General features: G+C 57.3%; 12 protein-coding genes. 2 read left to right on the forward strand and 10 right to left on the reverse strand.

Annotation, left to right across the window (positions count from 1 at the left end):
* Positions 1-83: 83 nt before the first annotated feature.
* From ABD920_RS18425 to ABD920_RS18470, 10 genes are all read right to left on the reverse strand, one after another.
* Entirely contained in the window at positions 84-908 is an 825-nt protein-coding gene (locus tag ABD920_RS18425; RefSeq protein WP_345160996.1) for a TIGR04290 family methyltransferase, read from the reverse strand.
* A gap of 113 nt (positions 909-1021) precedes the next feature.
* On the reverse strand, positions 1022-2122 hold the full coding sequence (locus ABD920_RS18430; RefSeq protein ID WP_345160997.1) for a CgeB family protein: 1101 nt from the start codon (positions 2120-2122) through the stop codon (positions 1022-1024).
* Positions 2119-3225, reverse strand: a complete 1107-nt coding sequence (locus ABD920_RS18435; RefSeq protein WP_345160998.1) for a CgeB family protein — start codon at positions 3223-3225, stop codon at positions 2119-2121. Before ABD920_RS18435 ends, ABD920_RS18430 begins: the two co-directional genes overlap by 4 nt.
* Complete coding sequence (locus tag ABD920_RS18440) at positions 3215-4357, reverse strand: CgeB family protein (RefSeq protein WP_345160999.1); 1143 nt, start codon at positions 4355-4357, stop codon at positions 3215-3217. Before ABD920_RS18440 ends, ABD920_RS18435 begins: the two co-directional genes overlap by 11 nt.
* 83 nt (positions 4358-4440) lie before the next feature.
* The gene (locus ABD920_RS18445) at positions 4441-5511 is read right to left on the reverse strand and encodes a glycosyltransferase family 4 protein (RefSeq protein ID WP_345161000.1); all 1071 of its coding nucleotides are present in this window, start codon (positions 5509-5511) and stop codon (positions 4441-4443) included.
* Between the two features lie 34 nt (positions 5512-5545).
* The gene (locus ABD920_RS18450; RefSeq protein ID WP_345161001.1) at positions 5546-6589 is read right to left on the reverse strand and encodes a Gfo/Idh/MocA family protein; all 1044 of its coding nucleotides are present in this window, start codon (positions 6587-6589) and stop codon (positions 5546-5548) included.
* Between the two features lie 2 nt (positions 6590-6591).
* Entirely contained in the window at positions 6592-7602 is a 1011-nt protein-coding gene (locus ABD920_RS18455) for an MDR/zinc-dependent alcohol dehydrogenase-like family protein (protein WP_345161002.1), read from the reverse strand.
* A gap of 2 nt (positions 7603-7604) precedes the next feature.
* A complete protein-coding gene (locus ABD920_RS18460; RefSeq protein ID WP_345161003.1) occupies positions 7605-9662 on the reverse strand; it encodes a GDP-mannose 4,6-dehydratase in 2058 nt (685 codons plus the stop codon).
* A 45-nt stretch (positions 9663-9707) separates the two neighbouring features.
* Positions 9708-10826, reverse strand: coding sequence for an NAD-dependent epimerase/dehydratase family protein (locus tag ABD920_RS18465; RefSeq protein WP_345161004.1), 1119 nt, complete (start codon positions 10824-10826; stop codon positions 9708-9710).
* A gap of 43 nt (positions 10827-10869) precedes the next feature.
* Positions 10870-11574, reverse strand: coding sequence for an SDR family oxidoreductase (locus ABD920_RS18470; RefSeq protein WP_345161005.1), 705 nt, complete (start codon positions 11572-11574; stop codon positions 10870-10872).
* 251 nt (positions 11575-11825) lie between these two features.
* On the opposite strand from ABD920_RS18470, the gene ABD920_RS18475 reads away from it, so the two are divergent.
* A complete protein-coding gene (locus ABD920_RS18475; protein ID WP_345161006.1) occupies positions 11826-12413 on the forward strand; it encodes a GNAT family N-acetyltransferase in 588 nt (195 codons plus the stop codon).
* A gap of 62 nt (positions 12414-12475) precedes the next feature.
* Positions 12476-13081: a phosphoglycerate mutase family protein gene (locus ABD920_RS18480; RefSeq protein WP_345161007.1), complete on the forward strand. Its 606-nt coding sequence runs from the start codon at positions 12476-12478 to the stop codon at positions 13079-13081.
* Positions 13082-13188: the final 107 nt, after the last annotated feature.

A 13188-nucleotide genomic window follows, 5' to 3' on the forward strand; every position in this document is an offset into this window, starting at 1 on the left:
TAAACGGCCGGGCCCGCTATGCTGTAGCGGGCCCGGCCGTTTATATATAATCTTGCTTGTTGATTTTAATCACTGCTGACTGCCTACTTTCCGTTCTGCCCCACCATGTACGGGTTTTTGGCCGCCACTTTCTCCCCTACCGCCTGAAGCCACTGCTGGCCGGTGGCCGAAAGCAGTTCCGACTGGTTCCACTGCTGGCTTTTCCGCAATTCCTCGTCCACCTCCAGAATGTATAGTTCATGGCCGGGGCGCTCGGTTACGCGCAGGCCGCACGTACGCAGCATCGCCTCGATGGCAGCATGGTTGGGCGCCCACCAGTTGGTGATGTCGCCGGCCATCTTCTTCTCAATAAAAGCCATTTTCGGCCAGCTTTCCTCCAGCATGCGCCCGCGGTCGTTAATCTCAAAGTCGTCGGGCGTGGCGGCAGCTTCCCCGCCGGGCATGGTCAGCGTCTGGAACACCATCATGCGGCGGGTTTTCTGGGAGAGAATATCGAGGGAAAGCAGCGGGTAGCGCAGGTGGTAAAGCACGCCCATATACCAGACCAGGTCGAACTGCCGGTCGAGGTGCGCCACATCATATACCTGCATCTGCTTCAGCTCGATCTTATCCTCCAGCCCGAATTGCTTTGCCGCCCACTCGGCCTGGCGCAGGTAATGCGGGTCCACGTCGATGCCCAGCACGTTGGCGCCGCGCCTGGCAAGTTCTATCGAGTAAAAGCCGGCGTTGCAGCCAATGTCCAGCACCTCCCAGCCCGAGAGATCAGCAGGTATATGGGCTTCCAGTTGCTGCCACTTGAAAGCAGGGAAATCGCCTAAGGTATGGTGGGGGGCGGTCTGCGCCCCATTGGGTAAATGTAAATTATGAAACCATGGCCCTAACTGCTCTATCTCCTGCATGTCCTGCATAAAATATTTCTTACGCTATGAATTAGTAAATAAAAGAATTTTCTTGTTTTGAATGGCGCGCACAAGTGGGCAGACCTAAGTGACGCAGGTCCGGCATAACACAACAGGCAGGATTATACCACTACCTCGTACCCATACGCTTCTTGGTTGCCATCCAGCGTCATCAGCTCTTCGGCGTAGCCAATGAGTTCCTTTGCCCGGTGGGCAGCCGTATGATGGGACAGCACTTTTTTACGGGCACGCTCGCCGATCATCTTGCGCTCCGACTTACAGATCTCGCGCAAAAAACGCAGCGTATCCTTCGCGGAATAAGCCACCAAAATCTCAGAGTCGATTTTAAGGATCGAATCCAGCCCCTCCCAGTAATCCGAGATAATCGGGGTGCCGCAGGCCGCAGCCTCAAACAGCCGCACGCTTGGCGCATAGCCCGCCTGTATCATGTCGGCACGGGTGATGTTCTGGGTAAAACGCTGGCTGTTGTAAAACTTCCGGTGCTCGTCAGGCGGTAAGTGGTGGATGTATTTAGTGTTGGCAGGCCACTCGATGCTTTCCGGGTACTGTGGGCCGGCCACCACAAAACGCCCGCCCGGCCAGGCGCGGGCCGCGTCCAGCATCAGCTTCTCCAGCGGCGGTTGCCGGTCGTCGGAGTAGGTGCCGAGGTAGCCCAGGTCCCAAATGGCTTCCCGCAACTCAGGATAGTATAACGAAGGATCCACGGAGCAATACAGCGCCCGCGCCATTGGGGAGCCGTACTCCTTCTCGAGCAGCTCCAGGGTGGGGCCACCCGTAAACGACAGGTACATGTCGTACTTGGGTATCTGGGTCGGGTGCAGGTACTCATAGTCTTTGCGTTTCAGCTTGGCCAGGGTAACCGGGGTGTCGATGTCGTAGAAGGCCTTGATGCCCTGCGCCGTCTCCATCACCCACTCGCCCACCTGCACGCCTTCCGGCACATACGAGCCCACGATCACCATATCCGCCTCCCGCACCTGCTCCGTAAAATGCTTCAGGTCTTTCAGGGAGACATATAGCTCCGTCTCACAATAATCGGGAGCGGGCAGGTCGCGGTGACCGGCATACCAGGGCACATCACGCTCCAGGAAAAGCACCTGATGCCCCTGCTTGTTCAGCTCGCGCACCAGGCCACGGTAGGTGGTGGCGTGGCCGTTGCCCCAGCTCGAAGTAATCGATAAACCCAGTATTACGATGTTCATGCCCATGCTGCGTTAGATTTTTTAATGTGGGAGTACAGCAGTTTTTCCAGTTGTGCTGCACGGTGGCTGTAGGTGTGGGCCGACAGCACTTTTGCATACGCAGAATCCCCGATTTTCTTTGCCTTTTCTGCCGTTAAATCCGCTAAAATCGCCGCAACTTCTGCCCCGTCCCGGGCTACCAGTATTTCCTGGCCCGGCTCAAAGAAAAAATCGATGCCTTCCCAGTAGTCGGTGATGATGCAGGCACCCGCCCCGGCGGCTTCAAACACGCGCGTGGCCGGTGAAAACCCGTAGCGGGCCATGCTCTCGCGGCTGATGTTGAGCACGGCTTTGGGCGTGCAGTTAAAGGTGTTGTGGTCGTTGGTGTACACATGGCCGATATAGGTCACATTACCGGGCATTTGCTTGTCGCCCCAGCCGCTGCCCCCGATCATGAACTTTTTGCCTGGCTCCAGCGCCGCAGCCTTCAGGAAAAATTCCTCCACCCGCGCTTCCCGGTCCGGCAGGCGGTTGCCCAGAAAAGCAAGGTCACAGGCAAATTTCGGATCCGGCGCCACCGGGTAGTGGGTGGCCGTATCGAGCGCGTTATATATCGGCACGCATTGCCTGGCACCCAGCGCCTCGTACGCGTTCACCACGGGGTCGCCACCCCCGTAGGTCAGGATCATATCGTAATGCGGTACCAGCTTGTGAAACGGATCATCCGGGTTCTGATGCACGCGGTCCAGCGTGGCGGGTGCATCCACATCCCAGAACGCCACCAGCCGCTCAGCTGTCTGCAGCTTCAGCACCTCGCGCTCCAGCAGCTCATCAAACACGCCCACGCCGCTGGCTTTCACCACCATGTCGGCCTCCGCCGCCTGCTCCAGGCATTCATAAACCGCTGCCTCTGTAGCCTCATACACCACGACCTTCGCCCAGTCGGGGTCCTCCATGTCGCGGTTCTGTTGCCGGTCATAGGCGTCCGGCTCATAAAAAGTTACCTTATGGCCGCGTTCGCTCATGGCCCGCACGATGCCCCGGTAGTAGGTGGCCGCGCCGTTCCAATACGCCGATACGAGGCTGGAGCCGAAGAAGGCAATCCTGAGTTTCTTATCTTTCATGCAGCACTTGCTCTTTTGGGGTGGGGAAAATTTTGGAGGAGGAGATACCCAGTTCCTCGCACACTTGCTCGAGTTCATTCACGCGGTGCGCGCACGTATGGCGGCTCCGGATGGTTTGCAGGCCATGCCCGGCCACTTCTTTCGCTTTAAAAGGAGTGTTGAGGATTAATTTCAGTTGGTCTATCATCTCCTCGCCGGTACGGGCCACCAGGAAATCCTTCCCGGGTGTGAACAGCTGCTCGGCATCCTGCCACGGCGACGAGATAAGCGGTATGCCACAGGCCATCGCCTCAAACGGCCGGATGGTCGGGATGCCCGGCAGCGCCTCTACGTAAGGCCTGCGCGGCACGTGCACGGTTACTTTGTATTTGGCAAACTCTTCCGCCGCCTTGTAGTTGGGCAGCCAGCCTCCGTATTCGATACCGGCTTCGGCCAGCGCCTGCCGGGCGTGGTCGGGGTAGCGCACACCATATATCCTGGCCTTCAGCCCCAGCTCCTTCACCGGGTTTATCAGGAACTCGTGCAGCTCTGCTGTGCGCTCCTCGTCGCCCCAGTTCCCAATCCAGATCAGGTCGCCTATATAATCCTTGCGCTCATGCGGGTAAAAAACGGAGGTGTCGGCGGCCTCGTGCCAGGTCCAGGCCTTGCGCGTCCAGTTCTCCTGCAGATACAAATCGCGGATCACCTGTCCAAAAGCCAGCACGCCGTCGTAATGCGTCAGGTCGTAGTTGGCCATGGCTTCACGCGCTGTTACGGCGCGGTGGTGGGTGTCGTGGAACAGCAGTTTGTAATGGCCGGTTTGGGCGCGGTGTGCCCCGATGCGCTTCACCAGTTCGTGCTCGTTCCACTCGTGCACCAGCACCAGGTCCGCTTCTTTCAGGACAGCATCCAAATCCAGGGAGTCAAGATTGTAAAAGTTGGTGCGGATGCCGGGGTAATACTGTTGCAGTTCTTCCAGTTTTTCTTCTCCATATCCCTCCACGAGGTTCTGCAGGCTCCAGCCGTTCTCCGGTTCATATACCGCTACCCGGTGGCCCCGCTCCTCCAGTTCGCGCACCACGCCCCGCAGAAAATGCGCGTTGCCGTGGTTCCAGTCAGAGAGAATAGAGTGATAGAAAAGGGTTATGTTCATTTTTACGGTTTTGAATCACTGAATAACCGAATTCTGAATAATTGACATGAGTCAGTCATTCAGAATTCAGCTATTAAAAAAATTTATATCGCGACGGATGATTGCATCAGCTGCCGGTACACGTGGTCATAGTCCTGCCCCATCGGGTCGGCGGTGTAGCCGTGGGAGCGTTTGACGGCGCGGCAGCCCATGATGTTGCGCACAAATTCGTCTTTTATCAGGCCGTTGATGGTATCGCGGAGTTCGTCGGCGCTCTCGGGGTTTACGTAACGGGCGGCGTTTCCCCAAATCTCTGCCTGGCTCTCGGTTTTGCCCACCACCAGCGCACATCCCGACATGGCCGCCTCCAGCATGGTCAGTCCAAAAGGCTCGTATTTGGCAGGAAGGGCATAGATAGATGCGCGCGAAAGCCAGTCCACCACCTCTTTCTCCGTCAGTTGCCCCAGGAAATGCACGTTCTCCAGCTCGACAGACTTGCCGGTGGCCGGGTGCTTTTCGTCGCCGGCTATATATACCGGCCAGGATAAATCGGAGGCAATGTGGGCCAGCATCGAAATGTTTTTGGCCTCGTCCCAGACGCGCCCCATGCTGAACACGAAGGGCTCTTTTTTGCCGAAGCGGTAGCTGTCCTGCGCGCGCCCATTATATATAACGGTGCGCGCTTTGAACGGACCGTAGAGCGACTCGGCCTGGTTCATCATCGCCTGCGTGGGCGCAATCACCATATCGGCGGCCTGCAAGCTGCGCGTCACCGTCTCTTTGTACCTGTCCCACTCTTTCGGAGCTTCCTCGCCTTTCACGGCGCGCCACCACGACAGCACGCAGGAGTGCACCACCGTCACCACCGGCACACCCCAGTCCAGGTCGCCATGCCCCAGGCCGTTCAGGTGCACCAGGTCCGGCTGCACCTCGTTCTTCAGTTCCAGCAGCCACTTACCTGCCTGTTTTATATCCTCCCACGGGTTCTCCATCCACTCCAGCTTGTAACTGCTTTCGTGCACGGTCAGGTTGTTCAGTTCCCCCACCTGCCGGCGCTGGTCCTCGCTGAGCGGCCCGCCCATAGTTGCCAGGGTGACCTGTGTGCCAAACGGGGCCAGGGCGCCCACCAGTTCCAGGGCATAGTTCCAGACACCGCCCACGGTGTCCGCCGTCATAAATATTTTTTTAGGGTGATGTGCTTCCATGTTGTTATCTGCCGTAAATTCTGTCTAATACCTGTGCTACTTTCACAAACTCCTCGGCCTCCTCATGGAAGCCCTCCCCTTTCGCCAGCCGCTCGGCCCAGGCCACACCGGCCCTGCCCGACCATTCATCCGGCGGGGAGCAAAGCGTCTCGGTTCTGGTGCCATGGTAGCGCTCGGCCACAAAATCGTAAAAGGAACCGTTGACATTTTTCAATGCCACGCCGCCACCTGTGCCATAAAAAGTGGCGCTGATGATGGCTTCCTGGCCGGCCGGCAGGTTCCAGGAGCAGCTGAGCTGTATATGCGTATTGCCTTCCAGCTCAATGCTGGCCGTGGCGTAATCTTCTACCTTCCCTTCAGACATCCCGATGGGCTTGCCTTTGGCGAACAGCTGGCTCTGCACCTGCCGCACATTCGGGAAGCTCATCGCCCATAAAGCGAGGTCTACGAGGTGCACGCCTAAATCGATGACGCAGCCACCACCGGAAAGCTTTGGTTCGTAGAACCAGGCCTTGTCCGGGCCATAGGCGTTATGGAACACCAGCTCAATGGCATATATAGTTCCCAGTTCCCCGCTCTGCACCACGCTATATACCTGCTGCATGGCCTGTGTGTGGCGGTACGATAAATCAACGCCGAGCAGTTTGTTGTTGCGGCGGGCTGCCTCCACTACGCGCTTTGTCTCCTCCACGTTGCGGCCCAGCGGCTTCTGGCAGAAAACAGCCTTGCCCGCCTCCAGCGCCAGCTCGCTCTGTTCGGCATGGAAGGCGCTTGGCGTGGCAATCACAATTCCGTCTACCCCAGGCTGCTGCAGCATCGCCTCCAGCGAAGGGGCCTGCTTTGCTTCAGGGGCGCTTTTCAGGGCTTCCTCCAGGTTTTGGGTGGCCGTGTCGGCTATATAGCTTACCTCGCCCGCGCCATTTCTGGCTATCATCTCCATGCGGTTGCGGCCAATCCAGCCCACGCCCAGGAAGCCGAGCTTTGGGGTACCGCTGGAAGAAGAAGCTGCTGTTTTTTCCTGCTGTTTATCCAGTATAGATTCTGCCATGGTTAGTAGGTTATGAGGGCTTTCACAAATCCGTCGGGGCGGTTTGTGAGGTTATCGAATGCAAGTCTGATGTTGTCTATGGAGTAGGTATGCGTGTAAAGCTTTTCCGGGTCAAGGGTACCATTGGCCACGGCTTCCACCGCTGCTTTCATCCCTTTTATATATTCCTGCGGGTCGCGCTCGTGCGCGTTGATGACGTCGATGCCGCGCCAGTTCCAGAGCTGGATGTTCACCTGCCGCATGCCGTCCTGGTGGAAGCCGGCGATGATGAGCTTACCGCGCTCGGCGGTGAGCTCACCCGCCAGGTTCAGGGGCCATTCTTTCCCGGTGCACTCAATCACGCGCTCGCAGAAAGCTCCGCTGGTGAGTTCCTTTACTTTTTCGATGATTTGGTAATGGTCGTCCATCGGGATGGTTTCATCCGCACCGCAGTCCTTCGCCATCTCCAGCGAGAACGCCCGCTGTGATATGGCAATGACCCTGGCACCTGCGTTTTTGGCCAGTTGCACGAGCAGCGCCCCCAGAAAACCGATGCCTAAGATGGCTACTGTCTGGCCTTCGGATATATCGCTGCGCTTAAAGATGTTCATGGCGCAGCCCAGTGGCTCGCCCGGAAAAGGCTTCCCGGCCAGTGCGTCCGGCAGTTTCACCACTTTGTCAGCATCTGCTATATCGTAGGCGGCATAAGAGTTATAGGAAAGGGCGGCCACACGGTCACCCACCTGCACATCCGTCACCCCTTCGCCCACGGCATCCACTATTCCCCAGCCTTCGTGGCCCGGGTTTCCAGCGCTGATGGGATAGGTAAACCACTCGCGGCCTTCCCAAACCGGGATGTTGGAGGCGCAGAGGCCGCAGCCTTCCAGGCGCAGGCGCACCTGCCCGGAGGCCGGCTCCGGCAACGGGACTTCCTGTACTTCTACCTGTTTTGGTGCTGTCAGCACAGCGGCTTTCATGGCTGTCGCCTGGGTGTCGGCGGCAGCTTTCGCTTCAGTTGTCAATATTTCGTGCATAATCAGGCTACTGCTGCCTTTTGGGCAGGTTCTTCTTGATAGGATTTTGATGTGAGGATAAGCGGCACTTTATAGCCCCGGTTCTCGCACAGCCACTGGTACAGCTTGGCCATGCCTTCCTGCACGTTGTGCTTCGGGTACCAGCCGGTGGCTTCCCGGAACTTGCGCGTGTCGGACACATAGTAGTGCTGGTCGCCGGGGCGCCAGTCGCCGAACTTCAGCGGTATCTCGTCGCCCCGGTACCGGCCAATGGTCTTCAGCAGTTCCAGCAGACTCACCGTGTTCTCTGGTCCGCCCCCGATGTTGAAGGCCTGCCCCGTAATGCGGTCTATATGCTTGTTGGCCAGCAGGAAGGCATCCACCAAATCCTCCACAAACAGGATATCGCGCACCTGCTTGCCGTCGCCATATATGTTCACCGGCTCCCCCTCAATGGCCCTTATGGCGAAGTGCGCCACCCAGCCCTGGTCTTCGTTGCCGTACTGGTGCGGGCCATAGATACAGCTCATCCGGAATACCGTCATCGGCAGGTTGTAGGTGCGGGCGTAGTCGATGACGTACTGGTCGGCGGCGCCTTTGGAGCAGCCGTAGGGGCTGTGGAAATCCAGTGGCCGCGACTCGCTGATGCCGTGCTCCTTGATAGCCTTGTTGGCCGGGTAGTAGCGGGAACCGTTGGAGACAAACTCCAAATCCTCCAGGCTGCCATATACCTTGTTGGTAGAGGTGAACACCAGGGGCGGCGGGTTCTCCTGCTCCCGTATCGCCTCCAGCACATTGATGATGCCGCGGGCATTTATCTCAAAGTCGTTGATGGGAAAATCCAGCGACGTAGTGACCGCCACCTGGGCAGCGAAATGATACACGGCTTCGGCGCGCTGCATGACATAGCGCACGGTCTGCAAATCGCGGATATCGCCCACATATACCTCCAGTTGCCCGGGATAGGTCTCGTGCAGCCACTGCAGGTTTTGCTCCACCCCGTCGCGCGAAAGGCTGTCGAACACCAGCACCCGCTTGCCCTCCTCCAGCAGGCGCTTCGCGAGGTTAGTACCCACAAAGCCGGCGCCACCCGTTATCAGCGTGTAAGGCGCTGTGTCTTCGGTGATGGTGCGCTTGATGTAATCGAGGTGATATAACCCGTCTATGCCGTGCTTTGCCCACAGGCGGTACAGCAGTTTGGAGGTGCCGTCGGCGTGTTTAAGGCCAAAATGATATTCCCGGTCATCCAGGTGAAAACCACCCACGGTGGGCAGCTTCGCATTTAAATCATACATGCCGTACCAGTACACCCGGGCGGCATCCGCGTGCAGGGCTTCCTTAAACTCCTGCACCTGCTTAAACTCATCGTGCTGCCAGGTGGAGAAGCCCGCCTCCGTGATCCACAGCTCTGCCGTGCAGTTGTTCTGGTGCATCACCTCCCGTACCGCGTTGATGTTATCTTGCCAGCCGTCCCACATCTGGTCGAACACAAACGGGAAGCCGTGGATGCCCACCGCGTCGATGTGCTGCATTACGCCGCGCTCAAACATCATCTGCAGCCAGTTCGGGTCGATGGGGCTCATGCCGCCCAGCAGGGTTTTCTTGCCGCGCTGCCTGCACCAGTAGGCCGCCCCGCCCACCATCTCGGCAAACTTGTTCCAGCCGTAGTCCAGCGTGAAGTCATACTCTACCTGGTTGTTCGGCTCGTTCCAAAGTTCCACCCACTCAAAGTGCTCCCCCATATCGGTGATGAACACGTCCAGGAAATCGGCATATGCCTTGCGGTCCTTTGGCGGGGCAGAGGTCCTTTTTTTCTCTCCGATGGAAGGTGGTGTGTAAAGAAAACAAGGCAGCACGTTCACTTCGTTTGCCAGCGTGGGAATGAGCCAGTCGTACCAGCTTTTGCCCTCCGGCGTGTAATAATCAGCCCACGACACGCCTGTTCTCAGCTCCGTGACACCCAACTCTTTCAAATCGGCAAGCACCTTTTCCACACGCTCATACTCTCCTACCCGGAACCATTCCACCAGTCCGACTACGGGTAGTGATTTTTGCTTTTTAGCGTTCTTTCTATCCATCATGATGTGAATCCTTGTTATATATCATAAAATGGGGTGCTTCTGTTTTTATACTGTCAGGCCACGGGCCGCCAGTTCGGCGCTTGCCTCGTTTACCCGGTCATATGCAATCTGGCCCTCGAGCCAGTTCGCCAGTTCTTCTAAACCGGCATTAAACTCTACCTGCGGATAGAAACCCAGCACCTCCTTCGCCAGCGATATGTCGGCGTAACAGTGGCGGATATCGCCTACACGGTACTTGCCGGTTACCTCCGGCTTCAGGTGCGGCTTGTCCATCACGGTGGCCAGCCTTTCAGCGATCTCCTGGATGGTGTAGTTGTTGCCGCTGCCCACGTTGAAGACTTTGCCGGTTGCTTCCTCGCTTTCCATTGCCAGGCGGCAGGCCAACGCCACGTCGCGCACGTGCACAAAGTCCCGCTGTTGGTATCCGTCTTCGAAAATCATGGGCGAATTGTTATTCAAAAGGCGGGAGGCGAAGATAGCCAGCACGCCGGTGTAGGGGTTGGATAGCGCCTGCCGCGTGCCGTACACGTTAAAAAAGCGCATCGCCACCGTCGGGATGTTATAGGCGCGGCCCACCATCAGACAAAGGCGCTCCTGGTCGTACTTGGAAAGGGCATATACCGAAGACAGCGACGGGATTTTAGACTCTGCCGTAGGCATAGCCTGTAGCGTTTGCCCCTGGGCATCATGCAGTTCCCAATCCGCGGCTTTGAGTTGCTCCAGCGGGCGCTCCTGCGCAGTTACCAACTCACCAGCCGCGTTCTTATAGAGTCCTTCGCCATATATGCTCATGCTGCTGGCCACCACCAGTTTCTTCACCGGCTGCTTGATGAGTGCCTCCAGCAGCACGGCGGTGCCAATGTTGTTCACATCCGTATATTCCCGTATCTCATACATGCTCTGCCCCACGCCCACCATGGCGGCCAGGTGAAAAACATACTCCACGCCTTCCAGCGCCTGCTCCACATCGGTGGGGTTGCGCACATCGCCCACCAGCAGTTCCACCTCCTCGTGCAGGTACTCCGGCCGCACACAGTCCTTGCCGTGCACCTGCTCGCTCAGGTTATCCAAGGCCCTAACGCTATATCCCTGGCGCAGCAGTTCGTCGGCCAGATGTGACCCGATAAAGCCGGCACCTCCTGTAATCAGAATCTTTCCTTTCATAGCTTGTTTATAGATGGTTTATAAATAGACGGTATATATAAATTTAAAAGGGCTGGGCGGTAGGCCGGAGGGTGATATGGTTCACGGACACGCCCGGGGGCTTGCTTAAGGCATACAACACGGCCTCTGCCACGTCGTCCGCAGCAATGGCACCGTAGCCGATGTCTTCAGCCGTATGGAATCCCGAGATGGTATTCTTGAAAAAAGGCGTATCCGTCACCCCTGGCGCCACTACAGTTACGCGCACAATGGGCAACACCTCCTGCCGCAGCGTTTCGGCCACCACTTCCAGGGCTGATTTGGTGGCGGCATATATACCGCCGTACGGGTACGCCTGCCCCGCCGACACAGAGGAAATCAGCACCACATCGCCGGCGCCGGCGGCTAGCATACCCGGCACAAAGGCCCGTATCATCCGGAGCGCGCCCAACAGGTTGGTGTCGATGATCTCGCGCCACTTCTCCGGGTCGCCTTCTGTCAGCTTCTCGTGGATGCCGCGCCCCGCGCTGCAAATGAGTATATCGGGAGTACCTACCTTTTCCTGCACGCCTGAAAAAAGTGCGTCTATATCCGCTGCCGAGGCAACGTTGCACATAAAGGGGTGGGTGCTGGCGGGCAGGCCAGGGGGAAGGTGCAGGTCGGCAACGGCTATATGGGCGCCGGCGGCAGAAAGCCTGCCCACTATGGCCCGGCCTATGCCGGAACCTCCACCGCTCACTACTGCCTTCCTGCCTTTTATGTGCTGCACTCTGCCTGTAAAATTCGACTCCCTATATATAAATTGTAATATCCTTTGTTGGTAGCTAAAACGTAGGAGAGGCAGGGAGGGTTGTAGATGCTGCAGCATGCATATGTTAAAACTGCTCTATTTTATGGTAAACCTCCTATTATTAGGTTTTTGCATTCGTTACAAAATGCAAAGGAAATTTTGAGTGACCGGGCCTGCATTTACATTTCTGTCGTACTTTTAGAGCGACTTGCAGCTTTATAATCGATTTCATGGATTTTGAACAGATACCTGTTTTGGAGGATGCCCGTGTGCTGCTCCGCCCCTTCCAGGCCGGGGACATAGCGGAACTTGCCACCATCGCCCTGGACGAGGAGATATGGCGCTATATGGTTACCCGCATCAGCAACCAGCAGGAGTTGGAGGCCTGGGTGCAGACCGTGACCAACGGGTATGCACAGGGCACGCGCTACACGTTTATGATTGTGGACAAAGCCACCGGAAAGCTGGCAGGCAGCACCAGTTACGGCAACATTTCCCTGCCTGACAAGCGCCTCGAGATCGGTTGGACCTGGCTGAGCCGTGAGTTCCGGGGGAGCGGCCTGAACCGGCACTGCAAGTTCCTGCTGCTGCGCTACGCCTTCAGGGAACTGCAGATGGAACGGGTGGAGCTGAAGGGCGATGCGCTGAACACCCGATCCCGCAGGGCCATGCAGAAGATCGGGGCCACGGAAGAAGGCATCCTGCGCAGCCACACGCTGATGCACGACGGCCGACGCCGCGACACCGTTTACTACAGCATCCTGCGCCCGGAGTGGGAACACACCAGGCGCACCATCTTCGGAGACTTAGAGGGATAAATCGACACCGGGTTTCGTATACAGGCAGAATACACAGCTATATATAAACAAGCCACTACCGATTGGAAACGCGTCCGCCTCATAAATTCTATCCCCAGCAAAAGATCTTCCTGATCCGACACGCCCGCCCGATGGTTACCCTGAAAGGACTCCCCAATGCCGTGTCCGCCCGCCAGTATATATCAGACTACGACGCCGCCCAGGTAGAGGAATTTGTGCTGCAGCACGAGGCGATCCCCTACAAAGAGATCAAGGAGGTATTCTGCAGCACCCTGATCCGGTCGCAATTGACGGCCAAAGGCATTTTCGGGGAGCAGGTGCTGCTGAAGGTGAACCATAATTTCCGGGAGTTTGAGCGGAAGATCTTCTCCCTGCCGCTGCTGCGCCTGCCCATCCGGTTCTGGCTGGTAACAGCGCGCGTCCTTTGGTTCCTGGGCCTTAACAACAAGGGCATCGAAACCTTCAGGGAAGCGAGGCAAAGGGCCCGCAGATGTGCAGAGTTGCTGGCGGAGGATGCAGCCGCAAGAGGTACCACGGTGCTGGTGGCCCACGGCCTTCTGAACAATTTCATCCGTTGGGAGTTAAAGCGAATGGGATGGCATCTCAGCGTCAACGGTAGTACCAGCTTCCTGGCAGTTCACGTGCTTGTTAAAAATGCGCAGGAATAGCTTCGGCTACAGGGAACAAACCAAAAACATAGCAGAACACGCTGCAGACGGGGCTTTACACCTGTTGCTGCACAGTATTCTCATTTATGTTTTATTCGGATGAGCGG

The organism is Pontibacter saemangeumensis (assembly GCF_039541895.1).
Lineage (GTDB): Bacteria > Bacteroidota > Bacteroidia > Cytophagales > Hymenobacteraceae > Pontibacter > Pontibacter saemangeumensis.